Here is a 15,761-nt window from a genome sequence, read left to right as displayed (position 1 = left end):
CATGCAGCGTATTGATGGCGGATATATTAAAGAAAAAATACCAGATGTGATGGTCACAATGTTGATCATATATCGCCTGCCGATACGCTATGTCTGTTCATTCATTAAGCCTCCAGACAGGATGACATAGTATGGTCCCTGGAAACAAATAATCCCACTTTCAAAATCCAACAATTTCCCGAGAAATATCTACAAATTTTGAATCCATTTCGACAACAACTACCCGGTCGTTAAATGACATGGAATCTCTTATTTTCTTGCGATGACCTGAATACATAAAAAACCCCTATGAAGCAGGAGCTCCATAGGGGTTTTTCACCTCATTCAATTTATAATAACTTTTTAATGCGTCCTGCAAGTGGTATAACAATCAGGCCTGCAATCACAACTTGCAACACATTGCCTGGGATTGAGCCGAATGGCTGGATCCAGTTGCCGTAAAGTACTACTTCAGTGAAATAGTAGCCTACGATTTTAATGACAAGGGCAGCAACAACTGCCAGAGAGTAAACGACCACTTTCTTGCCAGGCAATTTTTCAGCCATCAAACCCGCTACATAGCCCATCGCGCCGACGATAACGAAAGTGAATGGTGCCCATAATGCCCATCCTGAGATAATGTCGAACAATCCCATGCCGAACGCTCCTGCTATCGCACCTGTTTTTCTGCCGTAGACGAAAGCAGCAATAAATAGAGGGATATTACCCATATGGATCAGGCCACCATTCCCCATGATTGGGAGCCTGATGTTTATGAACATCGTTGCTACAACGGTCAGTGCAATGAAAAGGGCATTAATGACTAATACCTTTGTTTTTGTTGTTTCTTTTGTAGGAGAGTATGTTGCATTCATTTAGAAACCTCTTTCTTTTTTCAGGACTTTTTCGTATGCCTCGAAACTTCCTTTTTACTTACTATCATACTCCTTATTGGCAACTTAATAAATACATAATAATATGCAGTTGTACAGAATTTTGGGAATTTAATTTTTCACCCTTTTGGCAGATAGGAATCGATGCATTGATTTCGGGAAACATAACGATATCTTATTTGGAAATCGATTATGGGGAGTTGGCTAAAGTGAGTAAGGTATCAAATGTATTCTGGATTTCTCTCGTTATTGCGAGTGCATTTGTGATTTGGGGCGTGGTTGCTCCGGTCCAATTAGGTGAAGTAATGGATCAAACTAAGACATTCTTTTTAGACACATTTGGCTGGTTCTATCAATTGGCAGCTTCTTTCTTCCTCCTGTTTGCGATATTTTTGATTTTTAGCAAGTATGGAAAAATAAAATTAGGAGCCGATGACGACAAACCTGATTTTAAAAGAAAAACATGGTTTGCCATGCTATTCAGTGCTGGTATGGGGATTGGGCTCCTATTCTTTGGAGTATCGGAGCCTATCTCCCATTTTGCCAATCCACCGATTGGTGAAGGGGGCACACCTGAGGCAGCAAAAGTTGCCTTGAGATACACCTATTTGCATTGGGGTTTTCATGCTTGGGCTATTTACGCTGTCATCGCGCTTGTCCTGGCATACTATAAATTCAGGAAAAAGAAACCGGGACTGATGAGTATCACCCTCAGTCCTCTTATAGGAGAACGCTCAAAAGGCGCGATTGGAACCATCGTGGATGTAGTCGCGGTATTTGCGACGATCTTTGGTGTAGCAGCTTCTGTAGGGTTGGGAGCGGCACAAATTAACGGGGGTCTCAACTATGTAGCCGGGATACCGAACAACTTCACAATTCAGCTTATCATTATTGCGATCGTGACCGTTCTCTTTTTGCTTTCTGCCAGCACTGGTCTGCAAAAGGGAATTAAGTATTTAAGCAATGCGAACTTAGTTTTAGCGGTCCTTTTGCTTTTTGGCCTTTTAATTTTGGGTCCAACAGGATTTGTGCTGGATCTATTTACGACAACGCTCGGAAGTTACGTGCAAAACCTGCCAAGCATGGGTTTAAGGCTCACTCCATTTAATGAAGAACAAGCAGGTTGGATAAAAGACTGGACAATCTTTTATTGGGCATGGTGGATAGCGTGGGCACCTTTTGTTGGGACATTCATTGCACGTGTATCCAAGGGAAGGACGGTGAGGGAGTTCATGATTGCCGTCCTCATAATTCCTACACTGGTTTGTGCTTTCTGGTTTGCGATATTTGGAGGTACTGCTATTTACTTCGAATACTTTGAAGGAGCTAACATAGCAGGGCAAAACTTAGAAACCGCACTTTTTTACGTATATGAACTTTTACCATTTTCGGGTGCATTAGTTGTGGTTACATTGCTGCTGATTACTACATTCTTTGTCACTTCAGCAGATTCGGCGACATTCGTCTTAGGAATGCAAACTACTAAAGGAGATTTGAACCCTCCTAATGTGACCAAAATTGTCTGGGGGCTTTTTCTATCAGCTTCGGCTATTGTATTAATGCTCTCTGGCGGGCTGGATGCAATGCAAACAGCCATCATAGTCAGTGCCTTTCCATTGACCTTTGTATTGATTGCTATGTCATTCTCGATATTAAAAGACTTTAGATCGGAGGTCATTGTAAAAAAGCCGAAAAAGGAAAAAGGAAAATGGTTTGAAAAAGAGGATAAGCCAGATCCTAACCCTCTTTAAGCACAGTGGAACTTTGATTATGTATAAGGAATTACATTATGGCAACTTTAACGTTAATCGGTATAGGAAGGACTCTCATTGTTGAGGGTCCTTTTATACTTTATTGGATTGATTAAAAAGGGCAATTGAAAGTATGGTGGTAGGTATAATATTAAAATTAAAATTTACTATTGTCCTGAGGTTGAGCACGTGTTAATATCAGAATATTAAAAATAATATAAAAACGTTTACAAAAGGAGGACCGACTGCTTTTTCATTCACCAAGAGAATACATAACCATTTTCATGAATTTGGGGAGGATAAAGGATGAAGAAGAGTTTGGCAGTTATATTAAGTGGGGCTATGCTCATGCTTGCGGCCTGTGGCGGCGGCAGTAACGAGGCGAGCGGGGACAAGAAAGAAAAAATGGTTAAGATCGGTATTACCCAGATTGTCGAGCACCCATCTTTGGATGCGACAAGAGAAGGATTTATTGCTGCTCTTAAGGATGCAGGATATGAAGAAGGCAAAAATCTTAAGCTCGATTACCAGAATGCACAGGGTGACATGAATAATAATGCATCGATTGCCCAAAAGCTGGTTTCGGATAAGAATGATCTTATTTTAGCCATTGCAACACCTAGTGCCCAGGCGGCAGTCCAGGCGACGAAGGATATACCGATTCTGTTCTCTGCAATTACCGACCCTGTCTCTGCCGAGCTTGTACAAAGTCTGGATAAGCCCAGCGGAAATGTGACTGGAACATCTGATACTCATCCAGATGCTATCAAGAATACAATCGCTGCGATCAAAAAATTCGTCCCTGATGCGAAAAAGGTCGGTATCATTTATAACAATGGTGAGCCGAACTCTGTCATTAATGTGAAAAACGCAAAGGAAGCGCTTAAGGAAGCAGGCCTTAGAAGCGGTGGAAACCACCATCTCAACGAGCTCTGAAGTGAAGCAGGCGGCTGAATCGATGGTCGGCCGTGTCGACGTACTGTATATACCAAAGGATAATACGGTTGTGGCTGCGCTGGAATCTGTCATCGCGGTAGCAAATGACAAGAACATCCCAACATTTTCTGGTGATGGGGATTCAGTAAAACGCGGAACGTTTGCTTCCTATGGATTTGATTATCATGACCTGGGCTACACGACTGGTAAAATGGCAGTGGAGATTCTTAAGGGCAAAAAGCCGAGCGAGATACCTGTCGGCTTTCCTGAAAACCTGGATCTAATCATTAATAAGAAAGCTGCTGAAGAAGAAGGCATTGCCTTGACTGAGGATTTGCTCAAGGACGCCAAGATTGTAGGAGAATAATAGTGAGGAGCCTGCACGATTTTTGCGGGCTTTTCTTACTGGATAAGGGAGTATAAAATTTTTGTCTTAGACTAGTGTCCAGCTCCAGCGCCTAGCCCCTCGAGACGCTTGTCCAGCTGCGGCTCCTAACTCCTCGAGACGCTAGTCTAGTGTCGCCTCCTAGAAACTCCGAAACTTCAACTCTACCGGCAGAAGCAAAAAGCGCTTCTTTGTCGGAGTCTCCAGTTTCTGCGTTTCTGGACAGTCGGCTATACATTTCGATTTCGGTCCTGCCAATGTAGTCAAAGAACGACTTCACTGTCAGGCCCTCCAGCGCTTGTCAGGGCTGAACGAGGCGCTTGCGCTTTTCCAATGTATCTGACCAGATAATACCATTTTCCCATTCGAAATAAGTCAAATTGCCCTTCTATTCAAACAAGCACATTAATAGTTTTTAATGATGTATGAAAAAAGAGGAGGGGTATTGGCTTGAGAAGGAGTAAAAGGATTATGTCATTATTGATGGTTTTATTGTTGATGGTACCTGTTGGAGCAAGAGCGGGGAATCTGGGTGGTGGTTCTTCCGGAATACCGGGGACATGGTATTTAGGTGCAGAACCGTCTTCGGTTGATCCGGCTAAATCTCCAATTGTATTTGTCCATGGCTATAATAATTCGGCATCTGTCTGGTGGGAAGGCAATGATATGTATGAGACTGCGCTTGCCAATGGCTACCAGACAGCCTTCATCGATCTCTACTCAGATCGGGATATGTGGGAGAATGGAGTGATGTTAGCGCAAAAGCTGAAGGTAATCTATGACCACTTTGGAGGTAAAAAGCTGGTTGTTGTAGGCTATAGCAAGGGGGGAGTCGATGCGCAGACTGCACTTGTCCACTATGGTGCACACCCTTATGTATCAAATATGATTTCCCTGTCCTCGCCACATCATGGCACACCGCTTTCTGACCTAGCCCACAGCAGCGCAGCCTGGTGGCTGGCAGCATTGCTTGGAAACAACAATGATGCGACGCGTTCACTTCAGACAGGAAATATGAGATATTTCCGGAGCATTACAGATACTCATTCAAACGCCTCAAAGAACCGCTACTATACACTAGGAGGGTATAAGTGGGGTTCGTTTGGAAGCGCTTTATATTGGGGTGGACTGTATTTGAGCAGCTACGGCTCAAATGATGGGGTTGTCACAGTCGCGAGCTCCCGTCTGCCAGGCGGGACAATTGTCCGGGAAGGTGCCTGGAACCATACGACCATCCGTGAGGGCTCATATACTTTTTCCGTATTTAAACCATACACCATGTCAGAACAGCCAGCAGTTGCGAATGCATTCTCAGCAGCCGAGAGCATTGTCGCAGAACCAGAAACAAGCCAGATTGTAAAGGGCGGTAAAGCCGAAAAAGCAATCAAGGAGAGCTTTGTGATCGAAGATGGAGCAGAAAGCTTTCAAATGGCCTTCCTCAGTGAAAAGAAGATGGCTTCACTCAAACTGAAGGGGCCTGATGGAAAGGAGTACAAGGCGGCAAAAATCGAACAGGATAAGGGTGACTTCTTTAAAGGTGCCTGGGTCCATACGTTTGAAATCGCCAAACCAGAGTCTGGGAAATGGAAGGTGGAAGGACCAGCCGCGGCATACCTGCTAATGGTCGGCATTGACAGTCCTCTTGATGTTGAATTGAAAAAGGATAAAATCCAAAGTGTGAAAGCTTCCTATAAAACAAAGTGGATCAAATATGAGCGAGATGGCAAAAAGAAGCTAAAAGAATCAGGAAAAGGCTCCAAAGCAGGCAAGGTACTTGATGGGGATCTAACCGATCCAGGTGTATACAACCTAACCACAGAAATCACGGGAGTTGACGCTAAAGGTAAGCCTTTCGAAAGGACCATCATTGAATCCATATATGTTGATGAGAATGGAAAGACTCATAGATAGAGCAGGAATATTTTCCAAACTCACGAAGCATTGCAGGAGGCGGCTGAAGTCTCAGCCGCCTCCTGAATTAAAGAATAGGGAGGGACAGTATCTTACCTTAGACCAATCTCCTAGCCTGACCTAAAAGTGTATAAGACTAATAGCCTAATTTTTACATAAAGTATGGAGTGGATAGGTGATTGGCCGATATAGAAGATAAGCAGAGTTTGTACACCAGGAGGAGAAAGTAATGCACGTATTGGATTTGATTGCCAGGATCAACAACTGTGTCGAGGAACTTGATTTTGCTGCTGCAAGAATGTATATGGAAGAGAACATCGATGTCCTGAACGAAAATCGGAGCCGTTTAAAGTCAAATGCGAGGGAATTGCTTGAATTTTTGACGAAGCGGATGGAAGCTGGACAACAGCCGCTTAAGAGGAATGACATGGCGGTCATCAACACAGTGAATAACTATGCTTCAAAGTTTGACCTGAGGGGCTTGAAGGTAATCGTCAGGGATCACTCGCTTTTGTTTTTGCGGAATGATATTGAAGCATATTTGAATAATGATGCGAAAATCATCCTTGAGGGCATGGGTGCGATTCCTAAGGCTGCAAGTTAGATAGAATTCATATAAAAGTTGATGGCGGCTTCTCGAGACGAGGACGTTTTTTTATTTCGTGATAAAAATACACTTCGAATAACTTCCAACTCAAAGCCTGCCATGTGTCCATAGCTGAGTCGCTTCCTCGATGCGAGAAGCTGTAGCCTTAATTAGATCGAGCCGTCTGGTATTTTTGTTCTTGCTTAAAACATTTTCCTGAAATCTTCCGTCTATGATAAAGTGGATATATTTTCATTCCGTATATTACAGGATTTTTACAGAAAATAGAGAATATAGACATATTGGAGTGGAAAAGTAAGTGTTTTAACGTAGATAAATAGATTTAAGGGGGAAATTTCGGTGCGGAGTCAGATGAATCCAACAGTTGATAGAATTCTAGGAAATATTGATAAGGTAATGACGGGTAAGCGTAATGTGGCGGAGCTAAGCTTAATTGCATTGCTTGCGGGCGGCCATGTGCTGCTTGAGGACGTGCCCGGGGTCGGTAAGACGATGATGGTTCGTGCGCTGGCGAAGTCTGTCAGCGCCAAGTTCAGAAGGATTCAGTTTACACCAGATTTGTTGCCTTCTGATGTGACAGGTGTTTCTATATACAATCCAAAGGAGATGGAGTTTGAATTCAGGCCGGGCCCGATCATGGGCAACATCATTCTTGCGGATGAGATCAACAGGACCTCTCCAAAGACACAGTCTGCCTTGCTTGAAGGAATGGAAGAGCATAGTGTGACGGTAGATGGTGAAACACACCTGCTCGGTAGGCCGTTTTTCGTCATGGCGACTCAGAATCCGATTGATTATGAAGGTACGTATCCACTGCCGGAAGCACAGCTTGACCGTTTCCTGCTAAAAATGAAAATGGGCTATCCTGCACCGGAAGAGGAAATGGAAGTTCTGAACCGGGCACAGCGGAGTCTTCCGATAGAAGACTTGCAGCCTGTTGTATCACTTGAAGAGCTGCGCGATCTGCAGCAGAGTATCAAAGAAGTGATAGTAGACGATACACTTAAGCGATATATTGTGGAACTGGCTGGCCGGACCCGCGGACATTCGAGTGTTTATCTGGGTGTGAGTCCTCGTGGATCGATCGCTTTAATGAAGGCTGCCCAGGCGTATGCGTTCATTTATGGAAGGGATTATGTCATCCCGGATGATATCCAGTACCTGGCTCCATTTGTTTTCGCCCACAGGATCATTTTAAAATCAGAGGCCAGGTTCGAGGGGATTACAACCGAGGATGTCGTCAACAGAGTGTTGGCGAGAGTGTCTGTACCGGTCCAGAGGCTCGTGAAGTAATATGAAAAAGTATTTCCAAAAGTTCAAAGAAGTTTGGAAACTCATCGTATTGCTGTTATTGATCCTGATCACCTTTTCCTATGCGATGTTCCAAGGTGGATTTGTCAGCTGGTTCCTGTTTTACAGCTTCTTGCCATTTGCTCTCTATGCCCTTGGTCTCGCTTTTTATTCCATCAAGGATATCAAGGCGGAAAGGGTATTTACGAAACAGGAATATAACGCTGGCGAGAAGCTCTGGGCTAGCATTGTGCTTGAAAGGAAGGTAGGATTTCCGCTATTTTATGCGATTGGGGAAGAAGAGGACGGTGATACGCTTTCGGGGAACAGCGATTTACAAAAGGCGAAAACAATGTTGTTTCCCGGATTCAATCGTGTATTCGGCTTTGACTATTCCATTGAAAATCTTCCTCGAGGTGAGCATACATTAATGGGCATCAAGTTGAAAACGGGGGACCCGCTCGGATTAATTGAAAAAGAAAAAATCTTGCCAGTGGAAAATAAGATACTCGTTTATCCTGCTTATCAGGATATGGTGTATAGGCCGGTAGCCCATCATTTTGACCAGGGGATGACCGCCTCAAAAGAGCGTGTCCAGCGTGATACATCAATGGCGATCGGGGTTCGCGAATACCAGCCGGGAGACCGCTTTTCGTGGATCAACTGGAAAGCGACGGCAAGACGGAATGACATTATGACGAAGGAATTCGAACAGAGGCAATCACATGATGTGGTCATTTTAATGGATTGCGCCCCAGAACCGCGCTTTGAAGTCGTCGTTTCTTTTACAGCTTCCGTTATCAGGGCAATTTTACGGAAAGGCGCACAGGTGGGCTTGTTGACATTAAGCGCTGAGCGTAAGGCGTTTCCGGCACGCGGCGGGGAAGCCCATCAGCAACAGCTTCTCCATCACCTTGCTAAAATCCAGGATGGGAGTCCCGTATCGTTTGACCGGGTTCTTGAGGCAGAGAGCTTTTTAGCGCAGCAGAACAATTCAATTATGCTGATTACCGCGCAACTGACGAAAGAGTTGATTGAGAAAGCGGTCTTCTATAATCAAAGAAATGCATCAGTGAGCATTTTTCTGATTAAAAATGGTCAGGAATCCCCGACAAAAACGGAGAAGAATTTAAGAGCCTCTGCAAATGCCAGAGGAATCCGGCTTGTCATGGTCCATGACGGTCAGTTCGCAGAAGCCTTTTCGGAGGTGAACAGAGGTTGAGGATCGATAAATCGAAAAAGGACTTCACCTTCTTTTTACTATATATTTTCAGCTTTTTACTGCTATGGGAGTGGCTGCGACCATTGGAAGAGTTGACAGATACCGGCCACTTAAGTGTTTTTCTTGGTTTTGTATTTGTCTCGCTGATGATGTCCTACTTCAATATGCCGATTTTGCCGTCAGCTCTCATTAAAGTCATCATTGTCCTTTATGCCGTTCACTTTATGTATTATGAAGGAACATTCTTCAGCCTGGAGTGGTTTGGCCAGCTCATCAATGAGGTTATCGTGAATTCAGGTGTCATCCTCAATGCAGAATGGACGGAAATTTCGAATGTGTTTCGGACATTGTTGTTCTTTACCTTGCTTTGGCTGATGGCTTATCTGATTCAATATTGGTTGATCAACAGGAAACAAATTTTTGTATTTTTCTTCATGACGCTGGTTTATATAACGGTGCTGGATACATTCAGTCCTTATGAAGCGGACGCAGCGATTGTCCGAACAGTCATAGCTGGTTTTGCTGTGATGGGAATGCTGGCTTATTACCGGATTGCCGATAAGGAAGTAGTGAAGAAGAGCATCAAAAGTGCGAAAAAATGGATGATTCCCCTTGTCGCCATGATTGTCTTGAGTGTGGGGATTGGCTATGCGGCTCCAAAGCCTGATCCAATCTGGCCGGACCCTGTCCCGTTCATTACCTCGTATAATCAGGATTCAGGCGAAGGGGACGGAGGGGTTAAAAAGGTCGGCTATGGAACAGATGATTCCGCACTTGGGGGTCCGTTTATTGGAGACGACCGGGTCGTTTTTACTGCGGAAGCAGATGGACGTCATTACTGGCGAATTGAGACAAAGGATGTTTATACGGGAAAAGGCTGGATTGCAGAAAAAGGCACAGCGGTGCCGGTAGCATTTTTACCTGAGCAAAATATTCCAATGCAGCCTTTTGAAGAGGAAGTTAAAACGGAACAGCGCACGAGCAGAGTCACCCCGAAGATTGGGTATCCGCACCTTGTTTATCCGCTCGGCGTGACAGAAGTAGAAGCATCTGCAGGGAACTCCACCCTCCAGTTCAGTCTTAATCCTGCAACAGAGAAAATCACATCGATTGCTGACGGGCAAGCCGGTTCGATTGGGTCATACTCGCTTAACTTTAATCACCCGGTATTTAGCATAGAGAAGCTTAAGGCAGCGGGACCTGAAGAACTCGCAGCAGAGTTTGCCTTCGTCTCGAAATACACACAGGTACCAGCTGAGCTTCCAGAGCGGGTAGTGGAGCTTGCTGAGGAAATAACAAAAGATAAAGAGACCTGGCTTGAAAAAACGCAGGCGATTGAAAAGTACTTCCGCTCAAACAATTTTGTATATGATCAAACGCTTGTTGCTGTCCCAGAAGAGGACCAGGATTATGTCGATCAATTCCTGTTTGAAACTCAGCGTGGCTATTGCGACAACTTCTCGACGTCGATGGTTGTCATGATGCGTTCCGTGGGTATTCCTGCACGCTGGGTAAAGGGCTATACGGAAGGCGAATATATCGATACACTTGAGAATGGGCGCCGTCTTTATGAGGTCACAAACAACAATGCCCACTCCTGGGTTGAGGGATATTTCCCAGGTGTCGGATGGGTTCCATTTGAGCCGACGCAAGGCTTTTCAAATAATGTTCAATTTGAGTATGACAATAAAGACGACTCGCAAAATGAGACGGGGCAAGAAGAAGAGGAAGATCAAACACCTGCTGCTCCTAAAAAGCCGGAACTGCCAGAAGAGCAGGCACAGGTTGACAAGCCAAAGGTTTCTTTTTCCGAAGGCCTTAAAAACGCAGGAGCATTCCTGAAGGATAATCTGCAGAAGATTTTCCTGACATTACTCGTACTGGCTGTGTTCTCCGCGATCATGTATAGATTGAGAGGAAGATGGCTGCCTGTCCTGTATATCCTTCTCTATAAGTATAAAAAGCAAAACAAGTATATGGAAAAAGCCTATATGGCTCTATTGATGCAGCTGGAAAGATACGGGCTGAAGAGAGAGAAAGTCCAGACACTGCGCGACTATGCCAATTATGTGGACTCATTCTTCTCGACAAACGAGATGCGCTGGCTCACAGAAAAGTATGAAGAGTATTTATACCGAGGCGATATGGATGAAGAAATGTGGCAGAATGCGAAAAAGTATTGGGAGTTCATGATTCGGAAAGTTAGTGCTTGACCGCTAAAATATTATACTGATACAATGTTTGCAACTATATAGAATCAACCTTCATATATCCTCGATAATATGGTTCGAAAGTATCTACCAAATCACCGGAAATGATTTGACTATGAAGGCAGGTTTCTTTTTGTTCGTAACGGGCTGGAATCCTGCTTTCCTTTTATTTGAGGCGGCAGGATTCTGGCTTTTTTAATGGGGAAAAACGCAGATATGGGCATATTAACTACATACGATTCCAGTTCCGCGTTCTATTTTTTAAATGAGGTGACTTTATGAAAACCGAGCTGCAAGACCAGGAAAAGATTATTGTTTTAGACTTTGGCAGCCAGTATAACCAGCTGATCACGAGACGGATCAGGGAGTTTGGCGTTTACAGCGAACTGCATCCACACACGATTACAGCAGCTGAAATCAAGGAAATGAATCCAAAGGGCATCATATTTTCTGGCGGCCCTAACTCTGTCTATGATGAGGGAGCCTTCCGCTGTGATGAAGAGATTTTCGAGCTGGGACTGCCGATATTGGGCATCTGCTACGGAATGCAGCTGATGACGATGCATTTCGGCGGCAAGGTCGAGAAGGCGAAGAACCGTGAATATGGAAAAGCATTGTTGACTCTTCATAACCAGAACAGATTATTTGAAGGCACACCGGGTGAGCAGGTTGTCTGGATGAGCCACGGTGACCTTGTCACGATGTCACCTCCAGGTTTCACGGTGGACGGCATCAACCCATCCTGCCCTATTGCGGCGATGAGCGATGAAAGCCGCAAATTATATGCTGTTCAATTCCATCCTGAAGTGCGCCATTCGATTTACGGAAATGATCTTTTGAAAAACTTCGTCTTCAAAGTTTGCGAATGCGAAGGCAATTGGTCGATGGAAAACTTTATCGAAATCGAAATAGAAAAAATCCGTCAGCTGGTCGGTGACAAGAAAGTTCTTTGTGCGCTCAGCGGGGGAGTGGATTCCTCGGTAGTCGCAGTACTGATTCACAAAGCAATCGGTGACCAGCTGACTTGCATCTTCGTCGATCACGGTTTATTGCGAAAAGATGAAGCGGAAGGCGTCATGAAAAATTTAGCTGACGGCTTCAATATGAATGTGATCAAAGTCGATGCGAAGGACCGTTTCCTCAGCAAGCTGGAGGGAGTTTCCGACCCTGAGCAGAAGCGTAAAATCATTGGTAATGAGTTCATCTATGTGTTTGACGATGAAGCCGAAAAGTTGGAAGGCATTGAGTTCCTGGCACAGGGAACATTGTATACCGATATTATCGAAAGCGGTACGGCGACAGCACAGACCATCAAGTCACACCATAATGTCGGCGGACTGCCTGAGGATATGCAGTTCAAATTGATTGAACCATTGAATACATTATTCAAGGATGAAGTCCGTGCGCTTGGCACTGAGCTAGGCATGCCAGATGAAATCGTCTGGCGCCAGCCATTCCCTGGCCCTGGGCTAGGGATCCGTGTCCTGGGTGCGATATCTGAAGAAAAACTAGAGATTGTTCGGGAATCAGATGCGATTCTCCGTGATGAAATTAAAAAAGCCGGTCTTGACCGCGAAATCTGGCAATACTTCACCGTGCTTCCAGACATCCGCAGCGTTGGTGTCATGGGCGATGCGAGAACCTATGATTACACGATTGGAATCCGTGCTGTTACGTCCATTGATGGGATGACGTCAGACTGGGCAAGAATTCCTTGGGATGTCCTTGAAATCATCTCCACAAGGATCGTCAACGAAGTGGATCATGTGAACCGGGTTGTTTATGACATCACAAGCAAACCGCCTGCTACCATTGAATGGGAATAAATACGAACGATTTTAAAGAACGGACATGAAAATGTTCGTTTTTTTTATTGACTAAGGGCAAAAGTCCTGTTAGAATGAAACAGAACTTAATAATTTGTCATAATTCGTCGTATAATCTTGGGGATATGGCCCAAAAGTTTCTACCGAGCTACCGTAAATGGCTTGACTACGAGGTGAAGAATCCATGGCTGGCAATCTATCAATCTATTGCCACCAGACTTTCTTATACCCCTTCAGTCAACGCCCGGTAACCCGAGGCGTTTTATTTTTGGCCTTATTTCCTGAATACTATTCAGGGGGAAATGAAAAAATGAAGAAGTATTTCGAGTTTGAGAAGCTGGGTACGAACTATCGCCGCGAATTCATTGGCGGGATGACCACATTCCTTGCTATGGCCTACATCCTTGTTGTTAATCCGAGTATACTTACTCTGGCAGACGTACAGGACCTGCCTGAGGCATTAAGAATGGACTACGGCGCTGTTTTCGTAGCGACAGCACTCGCTGCAGCTATTGGATCGATCATCATGGGCTTGATCGGAAAGTACCCAATCGCCCTTGCACCGGGAATGGGCTTGAACGCATTTTTCGCTTACACAGTTGTTTTAAGCCATGGAGCACCTTGGCAACATGCACTTGCCGCAGTCTTCATTTCAAGCGTATTCTTCCTGCTCCTGACGATTTCAGGCTGGCGGGAAAAATTGATCAATGCCATCCCTGTTGAACTGAAGCATGCAGTCGGAGCTGGTATCGGATTGTTCATCACATTCATCGGATTGAAAAACGCGGGTATTATCGTCGATAATCCAGCAACACTTGTTGGGCTGGGCGATCTGACAAACGCCAATACTTTACTAGCGCTTTTTGGCTTACTGATTACTGTCATCATGCTGACAAGAGGCATTCACGGAGCGGTATTCTTCGGGATCATCATTAGTGTCATTGTCGGAATGATCTTCAATCTAATTGATACACCAGAAAAAGTAGTTGGAGCAGTTCCAAGCGTCGCGCCAACTTTCGGTGCAGTATTCACTGCATTCGGAGATCCATCTTTCTACACATCGACAATGCTCGGTATTATATTGACATTCTTATTCGTTGATTTCTTTGATAACGCAGGAACACTCGTTGCAGTTGCCAACCAGGCAGGATTGATGAAGGATAACAAATTGCCGCGTGCTGGCCGTGCATTATTCGCTGATTCGATTGCATCTCTTGTTGGTTCCATCTTCGGTACATCGACAACGACTTCGTATATTGAATCATCTGCGGGTGTAGCTTCAGGAGCAAGAAGCGGCTTCGCATCACTTGTAACAGCCGGGTTCTTTCTGTTGGCACTGTTCTTTTTCCCGCTGCTGTCAGTCGTTACTCCGGCTGTAACAGCACCAGCCTTGATCATCGTTGGTGTCTTGATGGTTTCGTCTCTTGGAAAAATCGAGTGGGGCCGATTCGAAATCGCCGTTCCATCATTCCTTACAATGATCTCCATGCCACTGTCATCAAGTATCGCAACGGGGATTGCAGCAGGTTTCATCTTTTACCCAATCACGATGCTCGTGAAAGGGAAATCGAAAGAAGTTCATCCGATTATGTATCTATTCTTTGTGATTTTCGTTCTATACTTTGTGTTTTTGACAGAATAGTAGATAGGATTCAGCCTTCGCGGCTGGATCTTTTTTTTTGCCAAATATTGAAGGAGGAATGAACAACGCTTGAGATTGACTTCTAAATCTTCCTTATATACGATATTCCCATAGAACAAGCTGAAACGGGGAAACAGGATGGACCAAATTGCAGTGAAAAAAGGGTTGAATAATAATGTCATGATTGCGGATCATCCTGCATTAGGGGAGGTCATTCTGATTGGCAAGGGGATCGGCTTCAACCGGAAAAAGGGAGATTTGATAGAAGAAGGGCACGCTGAAAAAATGTTTGTCCTCAAGGATGAAAAAGAGCGAGCCAACTATATCAAATTGTTGCCATTCGTCGAGAACGAGCTCCACGATGCCATCATTTCTTCTATTGAGCTGATCAAAAAGAGTACTCAGAGCCAATTGAATGAACACATCCATGTCGCTTTGACGGACCACCTGATGTTCGCCGCAAATCGAATTGCAAATGGATTGGACTTCAAAAATCCATTTTTAGTCGAAACGAAGACGCTGTACCCGACAGAATTCCAAATCGCCAAAGAGGTTGTACAGCTCCTTAAGGATAAATCAGGGATCGAATTTCCAGATGGTGAAATAGGCTTCATCGCGCTTCATATTCACAGTGCGGTAATGAACCGAAGCCTTTCGGATGTGAACAGACACTCACAGCTTGTGACAAAATTGGTGCAAATGATTGAAGAAAACCTGGATGTCGTCATCGACAAAGAAGGCATTGACTACACCCGTCTCGTGCGCCATATACGTTTCACGATTGAAAGAGTTAATAACGGAGAAACTGTAGAGGAACCAGAAAAATTTGCAAACCTCTTGAAAGAGGAATACCCTCTGTGCTACAATCTTTCGTGGAAACTCATTAAAGTGATGCAGCAGACTTTGAAAAAACAAGTATGTGATGCTGAAGCTGTCTATTTGACAATGCATTTGCAAAGGCTTCAGAAAAAAGTTAAATAGGTTATTATTTTTTACGTGTTACTGATACGATCAGGCATGAGTAAAGAATGTAATTGAAATGTAGTTTTATGGGTAATATATCCGTATGCTTCTTTCACTACATCTTTCTCATGCCTTTTTTATTTGTT

General features: G+C 44.4%; 11 protein-coding genes, 1 pseudogene and 2 riboswitches. Of the genes and pseudogenes, 10 read left to right on the top strand and 2 right to left on the bottom strand.

Annotated features, from left to right (window positions below):
* Positions 1-329: 329 nt before the first annotated feature.
* Positions 330-854: an ECF transporter S component gene (locus LC048_RS21550; protein WP_226607641.1), complete on the bottom strand. Its 525-nt coding sequence runs from the start codon at positions 852-854 to the stop codon at positions 330-332.
* A 227-nt stretch (positions 855-1,081) separates the two neighbouring features.
* Here LC048_RS21550 and LC048_RS21545 point away from each other — a divergent pair, with 227 nt between their 5' ends.
* Together LC048_RS21545 and LC048_RS21540 are read left to right on the top strand one after the other, a co-directional pair.
* Positions 1,082-2,623: a glycine betaine uptake BCCT transporter gene (locus LC048_RS21545; protein ID WP_226607644.1), complete on the top strand. Its 1,542-nt coding sequence runs from the start codon at positions 1,082-1,084 to the stop codon at positions 2,621-2,623.
* A gap of 306 nt (positions 2,624-2,929) precedes the next feature.
* Positions 2,930-3,926: pseudogene (locus LC048_RS21540) on the top strand (ABC transporter substrate-binding protein).
* A gap of 91 nt (positions 3,927-4,017) precedes the next feature.
* On the opposite strand, the gene LC048_RS21535 reads toward LC048_RS21540, so the two are convergent.
* Positions 4,018-4,224 (bottom strand): hypothetical protein, encoded by a 207-nt coding sequence (locus tag LC048_RS21535; RefSeq protein ID WP_226607649.1) that lies wholly within the window; start codon positions 4,222-4,224, stop codon positions 4,018-4,020.
* Positions 4,225-4,394: 170 nt separating this feature from the next.
* Here LC048_RS21535 and LC048_RS21530 point away from each other — a divergent pair, with 170 nt between their 5' ends.
* The 8 genes from LC048_RS21530 (at position 4,395) to glcT (ending at position 15,633) form a co-directional block, all read left to right on the top strand.
* Entirely contained in the window at positions 4,395-5,855 is a 1,461-nt protein-coding gene (locus tag LC048_RS21530; RefSeq protein WP_226607652.1) for an esterase/lipase family protein, read from the top strand.
* A 229-nt stretch (positions 5,856-6,084) separates the two neighbouring features.
* Positions 6,085-6,459, top strand: coding sequence for a hypothetical protein (locus LC048_RS21525; protein ID WP_226607655.1), 375 nt, complete (start codon positions 6,085-6,087; stop codon positions 6,457-6,459).
* Positions 6,460-6,813: 354 nt separating this feature from the next.
* Positions 6,814-7,755: an AAA family ATPase gene (locus LC048_RS21520; RefSeq protein ID WP_226607677.1), complete on the top strand. Its 942-nt coding sequence runs from the start codon at positions 6,814-6,816 to the stop codon at positions 7,753-7,755.
* 1 nt (position 7,756) lies between these two features.
* Positions 7,757-8,974, top strand: coding sequence for a DUF58 domain-containing protein (locus LC048_RS21515; RefSeq protein WP_306048766.1), 1,218 nt, complete (start codon positions 7,757-7,759; stop codon positions 8,972-8,974).
* Positions 8,971-11,187 (top strand): transglutaminase TgpA family protein, encoded by a 2,217-nt coding sequence (locus tag LC048_RS21510; protein WP_306048764.1) that lies wholly within the window; start codon positions 8,971-8,973, stop codon positions 11,185-11,187. The genes LC048_RS21515 and LC048_RS21510 overlap by 4 nt, the downstream gene beginning before the upstream one ends.
* Before the next feature lie 31 nt (positions 11,188-11,218).
* A riboswitch (purine riboswitch) is annotated at positions 11,219-11,320 on the top strand.
* Positions 11,321-11,462: 142 nt separating this feature from the next.
* Positions 11,463-13,010 carry a glutamine-hydrolyzing GMP synthase gene (guaA, locus tag LC048_RS21505; protein ID WP_226607663.1) on the top strand — a complete coding sequence of 516 codons (1,548 nt, stop codon included), beginning with the start codon at positions 11,463-11,465 and terminating at the stop codon, positions 13,008-13,010.
* Between the two features lie 87 nt (positions 13,011-13,097).
* A riboswitch (purine riboswitch) is annotated at positions 13,098-13,199 on the top strand.
* Positions 13,200-13,320: 121 nt separating this feature from the next.
* On the top strand, positions 13,321-14,652 hold the full coding sequence (locus LC048_RS21500; protein WP_226607665.1) for an NCS2 family permease: 1,332 nt from the start codon (positions 13,321-13,323) through the stop codon (positions 14,650-14,652).
* Between the two features lie 138 nt (positions 14,653-14,790).
* The gene (gene glcT / locus LC048_RS21495) at positions 14,791-15,633 is read left to right on the top strand and encodes a glucose PTS transporter transcription antiterminator GlcT (protein WP_306048762.1); all 843 of its coding nucleotides are present in this window, start codon (positions 14,791-14,793) and stop codon (positions 15,631-15,633) included.
* Positions 15,634-15,761 lie beyond the last annotated feature (128 nt).

The organism is Mesobacillus subterraneus (assembly GCF_020524355.2).
Taxonomy (GTDB): Bacteria; Bacillota; Bacilli; order Bacillales; family Cytobacillaceae; genus Mesobacillus; species Mesobacillus subterraneus_C.
The sequence above is the reverse complement of the archived record's forward strand: the minus strand, read 5'-3'. Positions and strand labels throughout refer to the sequence as shown.

Excerpts from the sequence above, each read along its gene's own strand:
- LC048_RS21500 (WP_226607665.1), top strand. The coding sequence starts at position 13,321 with ATGAAGAAGTATTTCGAGTTTGAGAAGCTGGGTACGAACTATCGCCGC.
- LC048_RS21550 (WP_226607641.1), bottom strand. The coding sequence starts at position 854 with ATGAATGCAACATACTCTCCTACAAAAGAAACAACAAAAACAAAGGTA.
- glcT (WP_306048762.1), top strand. The coding sequence starts at position 14,791 with ATGGACCAAATTGCAGTGAAAAAAGGGTTGAATAATAATGTCATGATT.
- guaA (WP_226607663.1), top strand. The coding sequence starts at position 11,463 with ATGAAAACCGAGCTGCAAGACCAGGAAAAGATTATTGTTTTAGACTTT.
- LC048_RS21520 (WP_226607677.1), top strand. The coding sequence starts at position 6,814 with ATGAATCCAACAGTTGATAGAATTCTAGGAAATATTGATAAGGTAATG.
- LC048_RS21515 (WP_306048766.1), top strand. The coding sequence starts at position 7,757 with ATGAAAAAGTATTTCCAAAAGTTCAAAGAAGTTTGGAAACTCATCGTA.
- LC048_RS21525 (WP_226607655.1), top strand. The coding sequence starts at position 6,085 with ATGCACGTATTGGATTTGATTGCCAGGATCAACAACTGTGTCGAGGAA.